Source organism: Streptomyces lienomycini (assembly GCF_027947595.1).
Lineage (GTDB): Bacteria > Actinomycetota > Actinomycetes > Streptomycetales > Streptomycetaceae > Streptomyces > Streptomyces lienomycini.
The window spans coordinates 6,227,121-6,244,092 of the sequence record NZ_CP116257.1; the positions used below are offsets into that span (position 1 = coordinate 6,227,121).

The window sequence follows — 16,972 nt, forward strand, 5'->3', positions numbered from 1 at the left end:
ATGCCCAGGTCCCACCGGCTCGGGCTCCTCGACGACCGGGACTTCGGGCGCCTCTTCGCCGCCACCGCACTCGGTCAGCTGGGCGACCGGATCATCTTCCTGACGCTGCCGCTGGTGGCGATCGCGACCCTGCACGCCGACGAGTTCCAGGTCGGGCTGCTGACCGCGACGACCACGGCGGGCTCGCTCCTGGTCGGGCTGCCGGCCGGGGCGTGGGTCGACCGGATGCGGAAGAGGTCCGTACTGATCGGCACCGACCTCCTGCGCGCGGCGGCCCTCCTGACCATCCCGCTCGCCTGGTGGGCCGGCCTGCTCAGCGTCCGGCTGCTGTACGCCGTCGCCCTGCTGCACGGCGTGCTGACCGTGTTCTTCGACGTCGCCCACGTCAGCTACCTGCCGCACCTGGTGGGACGCGAGAACCTCGTGGAGGGCAACGCGAAGCTCTCGGCGGTCCGCTCGGTGACCAGCATCGGCGGCCCGGCGGTGGCGGGCCCGCTGGTCGGCCTGGTGGGCGCCCCGGTCACGCTCCTGGCGAGCTCGGCGGGGATGGCCGTGTCCGGCCTCTTCGCGGCCACGATCCGCAGGCGGGAAGAGGACCCGGAACCGCTGTCGGAGAGGCCTCGCCTCAGGACGGAGATCGCGGAGGGGCTGCGCTTCGTCCTCCGCCATCCCGCCCTGCGCGCCATCATGTTCTCGGACGCGCTGTTCAACCTCTCCCTGATCATGTACCAGACGATGCTGCTGGTCTTCCTGGAGCGCACCATGGACCTGGGGCCCTTCGGCATCGGACTCGTCCTGTCCGGCATGGGGTGCGGCGCCCTGCTGGGCGCGTTGACGGCCACCACGCTGGCGCGGCGGGTCGGACCGGGCCCGGTCATCTGGCTGGCCCCGCTGGCCACGTGCCCGTTGGCCGTGCTCATGCCACTGGCCCGCCCCGGCTGGACCCTGTACGCCGGTGCCGTCGGGCTCGCCGCACTCTCCCTGGGCGGCGTCGTCCGTGTGGTGGCCCAGTCGAGCCTCCAGCAGTCCCTCACCCCGGACCGGCTCCTGGGCCGGATGGCGGCGACGGCCCGCTTCGTCTCCTCGGGCGGCGTTCCGCTCGGCGGGCTCATGGGCGGGGCGTCCGGCGCCGCGTTCGGCGCGACCGAGACCCTGTGGATCGGCGCGGCCGGTATGACGCTGAGCACCGTCCCCACCCTCCTGTGGCGGCACGCCGCGCGAACCCGGCCTAGCTGTGGGTGCTCACGGCGGTCCGGAAGCGCCGGCGGTATTCGGTCGGTGTCGTGTCCAGCCTGCGGCGGAAGGCCCTGACCAGAGTGTCGACGGTGCCGAAACCGCAGGCCGACGCGACGCGTTCCAGGGTCGCGTCGGTGGATTCCAGCTGCTGGCGGGCCACTTCCACGCGCGCCGACTCGACGTAGGCGTACGGGGTCGTGCCGAGTTCGGTCTTGAAGATGCGGGTGAGCTGCCGGTCGCTGACGTGGGCGTGGGCCGCGAGGTCGGCGACGGTGAGCGGTGCGGCGATGTGGCGCAGGATGTGGTGGCGGAGGTCCTCGACGCGCCGGGTCGTGGAGACCTGCTCCAGCGGGACGCTGAACTGGCTCTGCCCGCCCGGCCGCTTCAGGTACATCACCAGTTGCCGGGCCACCCGCAGCGCCACCGCCTCGCCGAGGTCGTCGGCGACCAGGGCGAGCGAGAGGTCGAGGCAGGAGCTGATGCCCGCGCCGGTCCACACGTCGCCGTCGCGGACGAAGATCGGGTCGGCGTCGACCTCGACCGCCGGATGCTCGTCCGCGAGCTGCCGCGCGGTCGACCAGTGCGTGGTGGCGCGCTTGCCGTCGAGCAACCCGGCGGCGGCGAGAACATGCGCTCCCACACAGACGGAGGTGACCCGCCGGGTCCGTTCCGCGAGCCGCCCCACCCACTCCACCACCACGGGGTCGGTGAGCGCCCGCACCCGGCGCCGGCCGTCCACCTCGACCGCGCCGGGCACGAGCAGCGTGTCGATGCGCCGCCCGGACAGGTCGTCGAAGGTGACGTCGGGCAGGACCCGGACCCCGGCGGCGGTGGTGACCGGGCCGGTGGTCGCGGCGGCGAGCAGCACCTCGTAGCCCGCCGCGTCCGCCGTCTCGCGCCGCGCGAGGGAGAACACCTCCGGCGGCCCGGTGACGTCGAGCAGGTCGACGCCCTCGAAGAGCACGACGACGATCAGTCGTCCGACGGAGTTCACGGTGCCTCCCGCGGTCGCACGGCCACACGGCCGTGTCGGTATCTGCAGGTTAGACGACATTGCCGACATCGCCGGGCGGGCCCTAGCGTCGTAGGAGCCGGCCGACGGCCGCCATCCACCCCCGCTCCAGAGGGAGTTCCCATGCCCAGAACCACGCTGCGCCGCCTCAGCGGACTCGACGACACCCCCGCGAAGCTCGCCGACTCCACGCTGGTCCTCGTCGACTACCAGAACACCTACACGACCGGCGTGATGGAACTGGACGGCTGGCGGGCCGCGCTCGACGCGGGCGCCCGGCTGCTGGCCCGCGCCCGCCGGGAAGGCGCGAAGGTGATCCACGTCGTCCACGACGGCGGCGAGGGCAGCCCGTACGACGTCCGGGCCGAGATCGGAGGGGTCCACCCGAGCGTCGCCCCGGCCGACGGCGAACCCGTCGTCACCAAGAAGGCACCGGACTCCTTCCACGGCACCGACCTCGGCGAGCACGTCGACGCGGCCGGCCACAACGACCTCGTCGTCGTCGGCTTCATGACGCACATGTGCGTGGCCTTCACCGCCCAGGGCGCCTTCCTGCGCGGCAACCGCCCCACGGTCGTCGCCGACGCCTGCGCCACCCGCGCCCTGCCCGTCGCGGACACCGAACTCGACGCCCGCCAGGTGCACTACAGCGCCCTCGCCACCATCGCCGACATGTACGGGGTCGTCGTGCCGTCGCAGGAGTCCCTGAGCTGAGCCGCGGGAGCGGGGCCCAGCGGATCACCGCTGTCGAACGCGTGGTGCACGAATCCCAAGCCCCTGGTGCGGCCGACGGCCAGCGGGCCCCCACGTGCGCATGAGGGCGGCAGCCGACGTCCGCTCCTGCGGGGTGTCGATCCACGGTGTCACCGTGTAGCGGGTGATCGGGCCCCTCGACCTCAGCCGCAACAAGGCCGGTCACCCCTGCGTCCGGGGGACGGCAACGGTGCGCCTCCTCCAACCCCTCCCCCGACAGAAGCCTCACCTCGTCAGGCCTCTCGCCCCACCTCGAACCATACGGTCTTGCCGCCCCCGGGCCTGGGGCCCACACCCCACTTGTCCGCCACCGCCTCCAGGAGCACCAACCCCCGGCCGCCCTCCGCGTCGTCGCTCACCCACGCGGACGGTACGGGCTGCCGGGGGCTCCCGTCCGCCACCTCCACCCGGACACCGCCGCCGCACTCTCCGGTCTGCCGCATCAGCAGCAACGTGCAGCGGCGGTCCGGAACGTGGCGTACGACGTTGGCCAGCAGCTCGGTGACGCCCAGTTCCACCGCGTCGGTCAGCTCGGCCAGGTCCCACTCGCGCAGGTACGAACGGACGATGCGGCGGACGTGCCCCGCCGAGTGGGCGCCGACCGTGAAGCTCATCCGGTACTGGTTCGCGCAGTGGCCCACGAGGACCGAGGGAAAGTATTCGTTCACGGCACAAGGCTGACGTCGGACGACTACCGTGGGCTACAGAACGGATACAACCGGTGCCCCAGTGGACCGAGTTGTGCGCGAAGGGGGCTGTGCGTGACCCACATCAACGTCCTTGACCCGGGCGCCTCGCCGCTCGACTACTACGGCTTCGAGCTGCGCCGCCACCGGGAGGCCGCCGGGCTGACCCAACGGCAGCTCGGCGACATCGTCAACTACACCGGCTCCCTCGTCGGCCAGATCGAGACGGCCCGCAAACTGCCGACCCCGGAGTTCAGCGAACGCGTGGACGCTGCGCTGGGCACGGGCGGGTTACTGTCCCGGTTGGTCGACCTGGTGATGCGCACCCAGCTTCCGGCCTGGTTCCAACAGATGGCCGAGTTGGAGGCACGCACGGTCGAGATCTGCGCGTTCCAAACGCACATGGTCCACGGCCTGCTTCAAACCGACGCCTACGTCCGGGCCGTGCTCGGCACGTTCGACCCGACCGACCTCGACGACCGCACCGCCGTGCGGCTCGCCCGTCAGCGCATCTTCGAGAAACAGAGCCCCCCGGTCTTCTGGTCGATCGTCAGCGAGGCCGCACTGCTCCAGGAGATCGGAGGCCGCGAGACGATGCGCGGCCAACTGGCTCACCTGTTGTCCTTTCAGGACAATCCACGGATCAACGTGCAGGTGCTGCCGTTCTCGGCGGGAGCACACCCCGGACTCACAGGCTCATTCAGCATCTTCCGTTTCGCGAGCGACCCGGCCATTCTCTACACGGAGAGGTACGGCAGCGGTCATTCGACCGCCAACCCGGAGAGGATCAAGGACTGTTCACTCCGCTACGATCATCTTCGAGCCGCCGCACTCTCCCTCAAAGACTCGGCGGAATTGATTCGCCGGGTGATGGAGGAACGCTATGGAGAGCACGGCCATACCGACGACGATCCAGTGGCGTAAGTCCAGCTACAGCAGCGACCAGGGCGGCGAATGCGTGGAATGCGCGCCGCTCGGTGTGCTGACCTGGCGTAAGTCCAGTTACAGCGGCGATCAGGGCGGCAACTGCGTCGAAGTTGGTGAACTGCCCGCCACCGTCGCCGTACGCGACTCCAAAACCCCCGCGGGGCCGACCCTCACCCTGACCCCCGCCACCTTCACCACCTTCGTCGACTGGGCCCGCAGCTCCCGCACCCCCTGACAGGAGTACGGCCCATGTCGGGCGACCAGCCCTACGCCGAACACGAGGGCGCCGTCCTGCTGCTGTTGCTGCTGGCCGGTCTCGTCGCCGTGGTGTGGCTCACGGTCCGTGCGGTCACCGGCCTGGTGCGGGGCCGCCGGAACGGCACGACCCTCCTCGGTCCGGTCGCCGTACTGGCCTGGGACGCGGCGGTCGGCATGTACACCTGGGGGCTGCTCCACCTCTTCTTCTTCGACGACCACGCCCAGGCCAAGGCCTGTGCGACGGCCGTCGGCGGCAGGGTCACCGGCTACGAACCGACCTTCGTACCGCTGCACTTCGGCTGCCGCACCGGTGACGGCCGGGTGACCGAGGCGGTCGTCCCGTCCTACCTCAACCCGGCGACCCTGCTGCTCGGAATCTGCGCACTCGTCCTGACCGGGCTCGTCATCGCACACCACAAGAAGAGCACCCGCACCTGACCACCGGAGGATGCCGGGCCCGTAGCCGGGCCCGGTCCGGGCCAACGTTTCTGTTCGATTTATCGTCTTCGCACGTGTGTCCACCCCGGGCACGCCCGATGACCTCGAACGGACACCCCGACCGTGGCCCCTGCCGAACTCACCGTCCCCCGGACCGAACAGCGTCAGGACAGACGTCCGGGTGACGCCCTGCGCGCCTTCGGGCGCCGGCATCGCGTGCCGCTGCTCGCGACCCTGCCCACCATCCCGCTGTACGCGGTGTGGTGGGCGTTCCTCGCCACGGGCGGCGGGGATCTCGCCGCGCAGGAGGCGTGGGCCGACTTCGCGTCGCGGCACGGGGACTCGGCCTACGGACTGTTCTGGTACGGCGGCATGCACACCGCCAACTACAGCGTCATCTCGCCGTACTTGATGGCGCTGGTCGGTGTGCGCGCCGTCACGGTCGTGTCCGGGCTCGCCGCCTCCTGGCTGGCGGCCGTGCTGATCGTGCGCGGCGGCGTGCGCCGGCCCGTGTGGCCCGCGCTGCTCGCCTCGCTCGCGCTGTGGTGCGACGTCGCCTCGGGCCGGACCACCTTCGCGCTCGGCGTCGCCCTCGGTCTGGCCGCCGTCGTGCCGCTGGTGCGGGAGCGGCGGCTGTACGTCGCCGCCGGGTGCGCGGCACTGGCCACCATGGCGTCGCCGGTGGCCGGGCTGTTCGTGGCCGTCGTGGGGGCCGCGTTCCTGCTCGTACGGGACTGGGGGCGCGCGCTGGTGCTGCTGATACCCCCGGCCGCCGTCGTCGGGCTGACGACGCTGTTCTTCCCCTTCACGGGGGAGCAGCCGATGCAGATGGGCCGCATATGGTCGCCGGCCGTGCTCGCCCTCGCCGTCGCCCTGCTCGCCCCGCGTACCTGGCGGACCGCCCGGTGGAGCGGGGCCGTCTACGCGCTCGGAACCGTGCTGACGTACCTCGTGGCCTCGCCGGTCGGCACGAACGTCGAACGGTTCGCCGAGCTGTTCGCACCCGCCGTACTGCTGGCGGCCCTGTTCGCCGCTCCTCCGCTCACCGCACCCGGGATCCGACGGCTCACGCGGGGACTGCTCGCCGTCGCGCTCGCCTTCTCCGTCTGGTGGGTGGGCAGCAAGACCGTGGACGACCTGAAGGTGTCCACGGTCGTACCGGCGTGGGCCGCCGAGACCGACGGTGTCGTGGACGCGTTGGAGCGGCTCGGCGCCGACCGCACCCGGGTGGAGGTGGTGCCCGCCCGCAACCACCGCGAGGCGACCGTACTCGCCCCGCACGTCAACATGGCCCGCGGCTGGAACCGGCAGCTCGACGTGGAACGCGGGCGCCTCTTCTACGACGGCAGCTTCTCCGCGGCCGCCTACCGGGAGTGGCTGGACCGTTGGGCGGTGGGCTACGTCGTCCTCCCGCTGGGCAAGCCCGACAGCCCCGCCTGGGCCGAGGCGACGCTCGTGCGGAACCCGAAGCTGCGTCCGGCGTGGCTGGAGCCCGTCTGGCAGGACGCGCACTGGCAGGTCTACCGGGTGCGGGACGCCGTCCCGCTCGTCTCCGCGCCCGGCACCGTCGTGTCCACCAGCCCCGCCGAACTGGTGCTGCGCGTGGACAGGCCCGGCCCGGTGACCGTGCGGGTCGCCTGGTCGCCGTGGCTGCGCAGCGACGGCGGGTGCCTGGCCCAGGAGGGGGAGTTCACGCGGCTGACCGTCGACGCTCCGGGCGAGTACCGGCTCAGCTCCCGGTACGGCCCTTCGCCGGGTGCGGGGGATCACTGCTGAGGTCTTCGGCGGGCGGGGCGCCGTCCTGCGCCGGGGACGGCGCGGGGATCGCGGGGGCGGCGCCCCCGGCGGGAGCGGGAGCGGGGGCCCGGGCGGCGTCGGTGGCCGCCTCGGCCGTCACCGTGGCCGTCCGGGCGCGCGGGCCCTGGAACCAGTACGTCAGTCCGAAGCCCGCGGCGACCACGGCCGCGCCGCCCACCGCGTCCAGGACCCAGTGGTTGCCGGTCGCCACGATCGCCGAGACGGTGAAGAGCGGGTGGAGCAGCCCCAGGACCTTCATCCACGCTCTCGGCGCGATGATCGCGATCACCACCCCGCACCACAGGGACCAGCCGAAGTGCAGCGACGGCATCGCCGCGTACTGGTTGGTGAGGTGGGTCAGCGTGCCGTAGTCCGGCTTGGAGAAGTCCTGCACGCCGTGCACCGTGTCGATGATCCCCAGGCCCGGCATCAGCCGCGGCGGGGCCAGCGGGTAGAGCCAGAAGCCGACCAGGGCCAGCAGCGTGGCGAAGCCCAGGGAGGCGCGGGCCCAGCGGTAGTCGACGGGGCGGCGCCAGTACAGGACGCCGAGGACGGCCAGCGGGACGACGAAGTGGAACGACGTGTAGTAGAAGTCGAAGAAGTCCCGCAGCCAGCCGATCTTCACCACCGCGTGGTTGATCGCGTGCTCGATGTCGATGTGCAGGAAGCGCTCGATGTCGAGGATCTGCCATCCGTGCTCCTCGGCGCGGGCCCGGCCCGCCGAGTTGCTGCCGCCGGTCGCCGCGAGGCGGACCTGGGAGTAGGCGGCGTAGGTGACCCGGATGAGGAGCAGCTCCAGGAGGAGGTTGGGGCGGGTCAGGACCCGGCGCAGGAACGGCAGCAGCGGGACGTGCTTGAAGCGGGTGGGCACCGGCGGCGCGTAGCTCGTGGGGACGGGCGCGGCGAAGTACGGCGAGGTGCGCGGCAGGAAGGGCACGGCGACGGCGGCGGCCAGCGCGGCGAGCAGGACGAGGTTGTCCCGCAGCGGGAAGAGGGCCTCCATGTTCGGCAGCATCATCTTCGCGGGCAGCGTCATCACCAGGATGACGGCGACCGGCCACACGTACCGGTCGGAGGCCCGCTTGCCGACCCGGCCGACGACCGCGGGCAGCACCCACAGCAGCTGGTGCTGCCAGGTCGCCGGGGAGACGGCCACGGCCGCGCAGCCGGTGACGGCGACCGCGAGCAGCAGCTGGCCGTCGCGGGCGTAGCGCACGGCGCGGCGCAGGGCGAGGACGGCGACGGCCGCGCCGAGGGCGAGGAAGAGGGCGATCTCCAGCGGGCCGGAGAGGCCGAGGCGCAGCAGGGCGCCGTGCAGCGACTGGTTGGCGAGGTCGTCGGCCTCGCCGCCCAGGCCCACCCCGGCCAGGTGGTGGACCCAGTACGTGTACGAGTCCTGCGCCATCGCCACCCAGGCGATCGCGGTGCAGGCGGCGAACGTGACGCCCGTCGACACGGCGGCCCGTCTGCGGTCGGTGAACCACAGCAGCGGCACGAAGAGGAGGACGGTCGGCTGGAAGGCGGCGGCGACCCCGATGAGCAGGCCGCCCACCCGGTCGCCGTGTTCACCGCGGACGGCGAAGCAGCCCAGCAGGACCAGGAGGACCGGGATGATGCTGGTCTGACCGAGCCAGAGGGCGTTGCGCACCGGCAGCGACAGCATCAGCAGGCTGACGGCGACCGGCGCCGCCAGCAGCGCCGTACGGCGGCCGACGGGCTGGGGCAGGGCGCGGGCGGCGACCAGGCCGAGGGCCACGACCAGCAGCAGCGAGCCGAAGGTCCAGCCCCAGCCGAGGGCCTGTTCCGCGGCGCGGGTGAAGGGTTTGAGGACGAGACCCACGAAGGGGGTCCCGGTGAACTGGGTGGAGTCGTAGAGGGACCCCTCCACGTGCAGGACGCCGTGCTCGCCGACCCAGGTCTCCAGGTCCGTCAGGCGTTCCCCGCGCGGGGTGCCGAGGACCGAGGCCACCTGCCGTACGGCGAGGACGGCCGCGACCATCCACAGGCCGAGGCGTGCGACGCGCAGACGTGCTCTGGTCGCGTCGGCGGCCGGGGTTCCGAAGGATTCCGCCGGTCGCCCACCGTGCTCCGCATTCGCCACGCCTCGTCGGCCTCCCGCCCCGTTCGTGCCGTACGTACCGTACGTACCGCGCTCGTGCACGCAGTGTGTCGTCCTTGCGAACCCTATGAGGCTCGCACCACCCCCGGGGGAAGACGCGAGCACCCCCCACTCAACCTGACAGCCGCCGGCCTTTCGGTGCGGGGAGCGAGAAGGATCACAGCCCGCGCGGGGGCGCACGGCGCGCGGCGTGCGCATGTCTCCTGCGTGTGCCCCGTTTTGGTGCACAGTGCAACGAAAAGCATACCGGGCGTAAGCGGCGCATCAGCGCCTATGGTCGCTTTTCCGCCCGCGGCCGAGTGCCGCGGGCTCTTTCCGGCCCGGCGACAGCGCCGCCGTACGGGTCGTGGCGTCTTCGCCACCCGTCCCCGTCCCCGTCGAAAGAGGCGAGCGTAGTTTTGTCGGCCGTCCCCGTCGCCACCGCACCGTCCCGTACGAACCCGCCCTCCCCGGGCTCCCGTCCGACCGCCGCCGCGCCCTCCGGTGCCACGGCCACGGATCCCGCGCTGGTCCGGCGTGCCGTCAAGGCGGCGGCGCTGGGCAACGCGATGGAGTGGTTCGACTTCGGTGTCTACAGCTACATCGCCGTGACGCTGGGCAAGGTCTTCTTCCCGTCGGGCAACCCCACCGCGCAGCTGCTCTCCACGTTCGGCGCCTTCGCGGCGGCGTTCCTCGTGCGGCCGCTCGGCGGCATGGTCTTCGGTCCGCTCGGGGACCGGGTCGGGCGGCAGAAGGTCCTCGCCGTCACGATGATCATGATGGCGGCGGGCACGTTCGCCATCGGGCTGATCCCGTCGTACGCCACGATCGGCGTCTGGGCGCCCGTCCTGCTGCTGGCCGCGCGGCTGGTGCAGGGGTTCTCCACCGGGGGCGAGTACGCGGGCGCCTCCACCTTCATCGCCGAGTACGCGCCCGACAGGCGGCGCGGGTTCCTCGGGAGCTGGCTGGAGTTCGGGACGCTCGCCGGGTACATCGGCGGCGCGGGTCTGGTGACGCTGATGACGGCGCTGCTGTCCGACGGCGACCTCACCTCCTGGGGCTGGCGCATCCCGTTCCTGATCGCGGGCCCGATGGGCATCGTCGGCCTGTACCTGCGGATGCGGCTGGAGGAGACGCCGGCGTTCGCGGCCGAGGTGGAGAAGTCGGAGTCGGAGCGGGTGAAGGTGCCGCTGCGGGAGATGGTCACCGGCCAGTGGCGTGCGCTGCTGCTCTGCGTCGGCCTGGTCCTGGTCTTCAACGTCACCGACTACATGCTGCTGTCGTACATGCCGAGCTATCTGACCAGCGAGCTGAAGTACGACGAGACGCACGGGCTGCTCGTGGTGCTGGCCGTGATGGCGCTGATGATGGTCGTCCAGCCGTTCGCGGGCGCGCTGACCGACCGGGTCGGACGGCGGCCGGTGATCGCGGCGGGCTGCACGGGCTTCCTGCTGCTGTCCGTCCCGGCGCTGCTGCTGATCCGCGAGGGCAGCCTGCTCGCCGTGGCGCTGGGCATGGGCGCGCTGGGCATGCTGCTGGTCTGCTTCACGGCGTCCATGCCGTCCGCGCTTCCGGCGCTGTTCCCGACGCGGGTGCGGTACGGCTCGCTGTCGATCGGCTTCAACGTCTCGGTGTCCCTGTTCGGCGGGACGACGCCGCTGGTGGTGACGGCGCTGATCGGGGCGACGGGCGACATGATGATGCCCGCCTACTACATGATGGCCGCGGCCGTGGTCGGCGGCGTGGCGGTGTGGTTCATGACGGAGTCGGCCGGCCGGCCGCTGCCGGGGTCGGCCCCCGCGGTGGACGCCGGGACACGTCCCTGAAAACCCGGCGGCGCCCGCACCCCGCGTCTATATTCGTTAGCGCAACTACTTAGAAGCGCTAACGAGAACGACTGGAGACACGGGGTGCACACCGGCATGAGCGAGTCGCGGCTCTGGGACGACGTCGACGCCTACTTCACCACCCACCTCTCGCCCGACGACGACGCCCTGGCCGCCGCCCGCAGGGAGAGCGACGCGGCCGGGCTGCCCCCGGTGAACGTCACCGCCACCCAGGGCAAACTCCTCCAGCTCCTCGCCCAGATCCAGGGCGCCCGAACCGTCCTGGAGATCGGCACCCTCGGCGGCTACAGCACCATCTGGCTGGCCCGCGCCCTGCCCGCCGACGGCGGCCGCCTGGTCACCCTGGAGTACAACGCCCGGCACGCGGAGGTCGCCACCCGCAACATCGCCCGCGCCGGCCTCGACGCCCTGGTCGACGTGCGCGTGGGGCCCGCCCTGGAGTCGCTGCCGAAGCTCGCCGACGAGAACCCGCCGCCATTCGACCTGGTCTTCATCGACGCCGACAAGGGCAACAACCCGCACTACCTCGAGTGGGCGCTGAGACTCACCCGCGCCGGGAGCCTGATCGTCGTCGACAACGTGGTCCGCGGCGGCCGCGTGGCCGACGCCGACGACACCGCGGCCGACGTACGCGGCACCCGGGCCGCCATCGAGATGATCGGCAGCCACCCGCGGCTCAGCGGCACGGCGGTCCAGACGGTCGGCGGCAAGGGGTACGACGGGTTCGCACTGGCGCGCGTGCTGGCCTGATAGCACCCCGTGTCTGACCGACCCCGTGTCTGACCGCACCCCGTGTCTGACCGCACCTCTTGCCTGACTACGCCTCTTGCCTGACTACACCTCTTGCCTGACTACACCTCGTGGTAGAAGCCGACGTTGACGCTGCGCGGCTCGGCGAGGTCCTGCACCACGACCTCGCCGCTGCCGCCCCCGGGCAGCGGCACGGTGCCGCCGTACGGCAGGGACCGCGTGTGCCCGGCGACGGTCAGCCGGACCTCGCAGGAGGGGTCCGGCTGCGAGCCGCGGAGCCAGGTGAGCCCCCAGGTGCTGTCGGGGCCGCACCGGAACTCCAGGTGGACCCGCGAGACGAACAGCCAGTCGTCCGGCGTCGACAGCCGGCACACGGACCTGTCCCTGCCCACCCGCAGCACCGTGTCCGGCTCGCTGGGCGCGTCGGCCATCTGCATACCGGCCGTGGCACCCGCGTCCGCCGCGGTGACGGCGGCCATGGTGAGTTCGAGCACGTGCGCTCCTTCGAAGACCCCGGGACGTCCGTCGTCGCGTCCGTCGTTGGCGTGTCGCCGCCGCATGATAGATCGACCGGTGAAGCCGTGTCCGGCGTCCGGCACAATGGGGTCATGACCGAGCGAAAGCCACCTGGCGTCGACTTCGAGTCCTTCGTCGACAAGCAGATCCGCGACGCGGACGCGCGCGGCGAGTTCGCCGAACTGCCCGGCGTGGGCAAGCCGCTGCCCAGCGAGATGGACAGCACCTACGACGAACTCTGGTGGGTCAAGCGGAAGATGGCCCGCGAGGGCTTCTCCGTGCTGCCGCCCACCCTGGCCCTGCGCAAGGAGGCGGAGGACGCCCTGGAGGCGGCGGCGAAAGCTCCTTCGGAACGCGTGGTCCGCCGCATCGTCGAGGAGATCAACGTCAAGATCCGCGACGTCATGTTCAAGCCGCCGCCCGGCCCCCCGCTGGGTCTCAAGCCCTACGACGTGGAAGAGGTCGTAGGGCGGTGGCGGGAGGGCCGGGCGGAGCGGTAGTGCCCGTCGTTCACAGGCGCATCAGGCGGTCCGCCAGCTCACGGTAGTCCCGCAGGGCCAGGCGGAGTTGCTCGGTGTCCGTGCTCGGTGCGCCGCTGTCCGCCCCGTCGCCCCGCCAGGATGTGCGCAGGGCTCGGCGGCGGTGCGCGACGGCGTCCGTGAGGCGTGCGGTGACCTCCTCCAGCACGCGGTCTGCCTCCTCGACCGAGCCGCGCGGAGCGTCGACGAATCCGGTCACCGCGTGGTGCAGGCGCCGGGCGAGTCCGTCCCACTCGTCGTGCCCGACGAGCGTGTCCTCGACCCCGGTGGCCGGGACGGCCGTACCGGTCGGTGCGGCCGGGGTGCCGGTGGCCGTGGCCGTGGCCGACAGGTCTGGAGCACCCTCACCAGGGGCGCCCTCGGTACGGATGTCTTCGGGTCGGGCGCCTTCGGTACGGGTGCCGGGGGCCGGGCGGGTGCGGGGCGTCGGGTCGGTGCCCGGGACGGTCTCGCCGGGCTGCCGGGTCACGTCGGACATGTGCCTCAACTCTCCTTCGGCTGGCGCTTGCTGAACGACCAGGTGCGAGGGGCGCGGGTGGGGACCGGCGCGTCGTCGTCGGCGCCGGGACGGTGCGGGTCGCCCTCGCGGCGGCCGTCCGCGGCAGGGGCTCCGTCGTGACGGGCCGCTTCGTGACGGCCCGCTTCGTGACGGGCACCGTCGTGGCGGGCCGGGCGCAGGAGGGCCTCGAACAGTGCGCGGGCCTCGACCATGGACTCGCGCATCTCCTCCGTGCCCGCGCCGCCGTCGTGCGCGTCGTCCACGCGGGCGTGCGTCACGCGGTGCACGCGGCGGTACCCCTCGACGTGGTGGGCGTGGTGCACGGACAGCGCCGCCAACTGCTCCTCGTACTGGCCGCCGTCCGGGAAGCCCCGGGCACCGGCCAGCTCGGCGAGCAGCCGGTCCGCCTCGCCGACCGCCTCGCGCGGGGAGTCGACGAAGCGCTCCCGGGCCGCGGTCCAGCCCGCCTCGAAGCGTTCCCGCTCGGCGGACTCCAGGGGCCGCGGGTGCAACGACCCGTGCCGCCGCACCCGTTCGGCCAGTTCGCGCTCGGCGGCCTTGCTGTCGCCGTCGTGCCGGGCCACGGCCCGGTCGTACTCGGGTCCGAAGCGCCGCTTCAGACTCCCGCCGTGCTGTGGGCCCCGTGCGCGCAGGGCGAGGACGGCCGCGACGACGAGCACGGCCGCCACGATCACGATCAGAGCGATGATCACGCCTGTGGACATGAATGCCTTCCCGGTTTCGGGCCTACCGGCTCTCCGCGCGGGCCGGTTCGCCGTTCGTGTTGCCCCGCAGTGCCCGCTCAAACGGCCGCCGGGGTGCGGCGGGCGCCCGGCGGTGGGAAAATACGCTTGCGCCGGGCGCCGCTCCCCGGCCGACAATGCCGGTCATGACCTGGACCGTCGCCCCGGAACCGTACGACTCCCCCGTCGCCGCCGCCCTCTGGCGCGCGTACTACACGGAGGTCAGCGACCGCTGGTACCGGTTGTACGAGGGGCGCCCCACCGATCCCGCCGAGCTGGAGCGGGAGATCGCCGCACAGTCCGGCGCCGACCTCGTACCGCCCCGGGGGCGGCTGCTGGTCGCGCGGTACGGCGGTGAACCCGCCGGCACCTCGGGCGTACGGCTGCTGGACCCCGCCACCGCCGAGCTGACCCGCGTGTTCCTGCACGGCGGGATGCGCGGCCGGGGCGGCGCCGCGCTGCTCGTACGGGCCGCCGAGGACGCGGCACGGGCGCTCGGGGCCGAGCACATGGTCCTCGACACGCGTGGCGACCTCGTCGAGGCCCGCGCCCTGTACGCGCGCCTCGGCTACACCGAGACCGAGGCGTACAACGAGAATCCGTACGCGGAGCACTGGTTCCGCAAGGGGCTGCGCGGCGGCGTCTCCTGAGCGCGCTCAGCCGGTCCGGGCGGGCGTGCGCCCGTCGCGGCCCTCGTGTCCCCCACGCCCCTGCTGCCGCCCTCGCCGCCGTTCGTGCGGGCGTTCCCGTTCCGAGCCGCACAGTTCGCCGGTCAGCTCCCGCACGAGCCGCACCAGGTCGGTCGGGCGGTCCGGGCCCCACCAGTCGCCGAGCAGCTCGGCGAGCGACTCCTCGCGGGCCAGCGCCAGCCGCTCGGCGACCTTCCGCCCCAGGCGGGTGAGGACCAGGTCGGGGCCCTCACGGACGGCGAGGTGCCGTTCCTCCACCTGCCGGGCGGCCGCCATCACGGCGGCCAGCGGGACGGGACTGCGCTCCGCGAGCTGGGCCGGTTCGACCCGGCCGTGCTTCCTGACCCGCAGCAGCATCCAGCTCGACGCGGGCAGCAGGTCGTACCCCGCCCGTGCGGTGATCCTGCGGTAGATCTCCCGGCGGCCCTCACGGGTGCCGAGGACCGACAGGGCGCGGCACACCTCGTCGTGCGAGGAGCGCTCCACCGGGTTGCTGGCGAAGGTCTGGGAGGCGTCCGGTGCCGTGACCGAGCCGCGCAGCCGGTCCTCCTTCAGGAACCAGGCCAGCAGGAAGGCGAGGAGGGCGACGGGGGCGGCGTACAGGAAGACGTCGGTGATGGACGCGGCGTAGGCGTGGGTCGCGTCGGGGCGCAGCGCGGGCGGCAGGGCGCCGATGCCGCGCGGGTCGGCCTTGAGGGTGTCGACGGAGACGCCGGGCGGCAGGGCGGCGCCGCGGAAGGCGTCGGTGAGCTGGTCGCCGAGGCGGCTCGCGAAGATCGTGCCGAAGATGGCCGCGCCGAACGACGCCCCGATGGACCGGAAGAACGTCGCGCCGGAGGTGGCGACGCCCAGGTCCTCGTAGGCGACGGCGTTCTGCACGATGAGGACGAGGACCTGCATCACCAGGCCGAGGCCCAGGCCGAAGACGAAGAAGTAGGCGCTCATCTCGGCGGTGGAGCTGTTCTCGTCGAGCTGGTGCAGCAGGAGCAGCCCGAGGGTGGTGACGGCGGTGCCCGCGACGGGGAACACCTTCCAGCGGCCGGTGCGGCTGACGATCTGCCCGGAGACGGTCGAGGACAGCAGCAGGCCGAACACCATCGGCAGCATGTGCACACCGGACATGGTGGGCGTGACGCCCCGCACGACCTGGAGGAACGTCGGCAGGTACGTCATCGCGCCGAACATCGCGAAGCCGATGACGAAGCTGATGACGGCGGAGAGCGTGAAGGTGCGGACGCGGAAGAGCTTGAGGGGCAGGACGGGCTCGGCCGCCCGGCGTTCCACGGCCACGAAGAGGACGGCCAGGACGACGGCGAGCACCGCGAGCCCGATGATCTGCGGGGAGCCCCATCCCCAGGTCGTGCCGCCGAGCGAGGCCACGAGGACCAGGCAGGTGGCGACGGAGGCGATGAGGAGGGTGCCGAGGTAGTCGATGACGTGCCGGGCGGACCTGCGCGGGATGTGCAGGACCGCCGCGATCACGGCGAGCGCGACGATGCCGATGGGCAGGTTGATGTAGAAGACCCAGCGCCAGCTGAGGTGCTCGGTGAAGATCCCGCCGAGCAGCGGCCCCAGAACGCTGGTCGCGCCGAAGACCGCACCGAACAGCCCCTGGTAGCGGCCGCGTTCGCGGGGCGGGACCAGGTCGCCGACGATCGCCATCGACAGCACCATCAGCCCGCCGCCGCCCAGCCCCTGCAGGGCGCGGAAGACGATCAGCTCGGACATGCTCTGCGCGATGCCGCACAGCGCGGAACCGACCAGGAAGATCCCGATCGCCAGCTGGAACAGCTTCTTGCGCCCGTACTGGTCGCCGAGCTTGCCCCACAGCGGGGTCGCGGCGGTCGCCGCCAGCAGGTACGCGGTGACCACCCAGGACAGGTGCTCCAGGCCGCCCAGGTCGCTGACGATGGTCGGCAGCGCCGTGGACACGATCGTCTGATCGAGCGCGGCGAGCAGCATGCCGAGGAGCAGGGCCCCGATGGAGACGAGGACGCCGCTGGAGACCTGTTCCCGGCCCTCCCCCCGCCCCTCGTCCGGCTCCTCGCCCTTCCCCTCGCCCGCGGGCGGCCGCGCCGGGTCCCTCGCCTCCCGCACATCTCCGGCCATGTGGACCTCCACAGGTGTCTCGTGCGGGTCCCACCCGTGCCCCACGGCGGGTCACCGGTGCGGTCGCGCACGTCC

17 protein-coding genes are annotated in these 16,972 nt (G+C 72.5%); 10 read left to right on the forward strand and 7 right to left on the reverse strand.

Annotated features, from left to right (window positions below; all coding sequences use genetic code 11):
- Positions 1-1,311 carry an MFS transporter gene (locus BJ961_RS28440; protein ID WP_271415644.1) on the forward strand — a complete coding sequence of 437 codons (1,311 nt, stop codon included), beginning with the start codon at positions 1-3 and terminating at the stop codon, positions 1,309-1,311.
- Here BJ961_RS28440 and BJ961_RS28445 read toward each other — a convergent pair.
- Positions 1,229-2,230, reverse strand: a complete 1,002-nt coding sequence (locus BJ961_RS28445; protein WP_271415645.1) for a GlxA family transcriptional regulator — start codon at positions 2,228-2,230, stop codon at positions 1,229-1,231. The two genes, BJ961_RS28440 and BJ961_RS28445, sit on opposite strands and share 83 nt — an antisense overlap.
- Before the next feature lie 141 nt (positions 2,231-2,371).
- Here BJ961_RS28445 and BJ961_RS28450 point away from each other — a divergent pair, with 141 nt between their 5' ends.
- The gene (locus BJ961_RS28450; RefSeq protein ID WP_271415646.1) at positions 2,372-2,962 is read left to right on the forward strand and encodes a cysteine hydrolase family protein; all 591 of its coding nucleotides are present in this window, start codon (positions 2,372-2,374) and stop codon (positions 2,960-2,962) included.
- A gap of 272 nt (positions 2,963-3,234) precedes the next feature.
- On the opposite strand, the gene BJ961_RS28455 is transcribed toward BJ961_RS28450, so the two are convergent.
- Positions 3,235-3,669, reverse strand: coding sequence for an ATP-binding protein (locus BJ961_RS28455; protein WP_271415647.1), 435 nt, complete (start codon positions 3,667-3,669; stop codon positions 3,235-3,237).
- Positions 3,670-3,762: 93 nt separating this feature from the next.
- Here BJ961_RS28455 and BJ961_RS28460 point away from each other — a divergent pair, with 93 nt between their 5' ends.
- The 4 genes from BJ961_RS28460 (at position 3,763) to BJ961_RS28475 (ending at position 7,086) form a co-directional block, all read left to right on the forward strand.
- On the forward strand, positions 3,763-4,611 hold the full coding sequence (locus BJ961_RS28460; protein ID WP_271415648.1) for a helix-turn-helix domain-containing protein: 849 nt from the start codon (positions 3,763-3,765) through the stop codon (positions 4,609-4,611).
- Complete coding sequence (locus BJ961_RS28465) at positions 4,571-4,849, forward strand: DUF397 domain-containing protein (protein WP_271415649.1); 279 nt, start codon at positions 4,571-4,573, stop codon at positions 4,847-4,849. The genes BJ961_RS28460 and BJ961_RS28465 overlap by 41 nt, the downstream gene beginning before the upstream one ends.
- Before the next feature lie 14 nt (positions 4,850-4,863).
- Positions 4,864-5,310, forward strand: a complete 447-nt coding sequence (locus BJ961_RS28470) for a hypothetical protein (protein WP_271415650.1) — start codon at positions 4,864-4,866, stop codon at positions 5,308-5,310.
- Between the two features lie 123 nt (positions 5,311-5,433).
- On the forward strand, positions 5,434-7,086 hold the full coding sequence (locus tag BJ961_RS28475) for a glycosyltransferase family 87 protein (RefSeq protein WP_271415651.1): 1,653 nt from the start codon (positions 5,434-5,436) through the stop codon (positions 7,084-7,086).
- On the opposite strand, the gene BJ961_RS28480 is transcribed toward BJ961_RS28475, so the two are convergent.
- Complete coding sequence (locus BJ961_RS28480; RefSeq protein ID WP_271415652.1) at positions 7,040-9,208, reverse strand: bifunctional glycosyltransferase 87/phosphatase PAP2 family protein; 2,169 nt, start codon at positions 9,206-9,208, stop codon at positions 7,040-7,042. The two genes, BJ961_RS28475 and BJ961_RS28480, sit on opposite strands and share 47 nt — an antisense overlap.
- 416 nt (positions 9,209-9,624) lie before the next feature.
- Here BJ961_RS28480 and proP point away from each other — a divergent pair, with 416 nt between their 5' ends.
- Complete coding sequence (proP, locus tag BJ961_RS28485) at positions 9,625-11,031, forward strand: glycine betaine/L-proline transporter ProP (RefSeq protein ID WP_271415653.1); 1,407 nt, start codon at positions 9,625-9,627, stop codon at positions 11,029-11,031.
- Positions 11,032-11,127: 96 nt separating this feature from the next.
- The gene (locus BJ961_RS28490; RefSeq protein WP_271415654.1) at positions 11,128-11,802 is read left to right on the forward strand and encodes an O-methyltransferase; all 675 of its coding nucleotides are present in this window, start codon (positions 11,128-11,130) and stop codon (positions 11,800-11,802) included.
- A gap of 101 nt (positions 11,803-11,903) precedes the next feature.
- On the opposite strand, the gene BJ961_RS28495 is transcribed toward BJ961_RS28490, so the two are convergent.
- Positions 11,904-12,296, reverse strand: coding sequence for an FHA domain-containing protein (locus tag BJ961_RS28495; RefSeq protein WP_271415655.1), 393 nt, complete (start codon positions 12,294-12,296; stop codon positions 11,904-11,906).
- Positions 12,297-12,410: 114 nt separating this feature from the next.
- Between BJ961_RS28495 and BJ961_RS28500 the strand changes: the two genes are divergently transcribed.
- A complete protein-coding gene (locus BJ961_RS28500; RefSeq protein ID WP_271415656.1) occupies positions 12,411-12,818 on the forward strand; it encodes a DnaJ family domain-containing protein in 408 nt (135 codons plus the stop codon).
- Positions 12,819-12,828: 10 nt separating this feature from the next.
- Here the strand turns inward: BJ961_RS28500 and BJ961_RS28505 are convergent, their stop codons facing one another.
- Together BJ961_RS28505 and BJ961_RS28510 are read right to left on the reverse strand one after the other, a co-directional pair.
- Positions 12,829-13,335, reverse strand: a complete 507-nt coding sequence (locus tag BJ961_RS28505; RefSeq protein WP_271415657.1) for a hypothetical protein — start codon at positions 13,333-13,335, stop codon at positions 12,829-12,831.
- A 5-nt stretch (positions 13,336-13,340) separates the two neighbouring features.
- Entirely contained in the window at positions 13,341-14,081 is a 741-nt protein-coding gene (locus tag BJ961_RS28510; protein WP_271415658.1) for a hypothetical protein, read from the reverse strand.
- A gap of 164 nt (positions 14,082-14,245) precedes the next feature.
- Here BJ961_RS28510 and BJ961_RS28515 point away from each other — a divergent pair, with 164 nt between their 5' ends.
- Positions 14,246-14,749 carry a GNAT family N-acetyltransferase gene (locus tag BJ961_RS28515; protein WP_271415659.1) on the forward strand — a complete coding sequence of 168 codons (504 nt, stop codon included), beginning with the start codon at positions 14,246-14,248 and terminating at the stop codon, positions 14,747-14,749.
- Positions 14,750-14,755: 6 nt separating this feature from the next.
- On the opposite strand, the gene BJ961_RS28520 is transcribed toward BJ961_RS28515, so the two are convergent.
- Positions 14,756-16,897, reverse strand: a complete 2,142-nt coding sequence (locus tag BJ961_RS28520; RefSeq protein WP_271415660.1) for an MDR family MFS transporter — start codon at positions 16,895-16,897, stop codon at positions 14,756-14,758.
- Between the last annotated feature and the right edge of the window lie 75 nt (positions 16,898-16,972).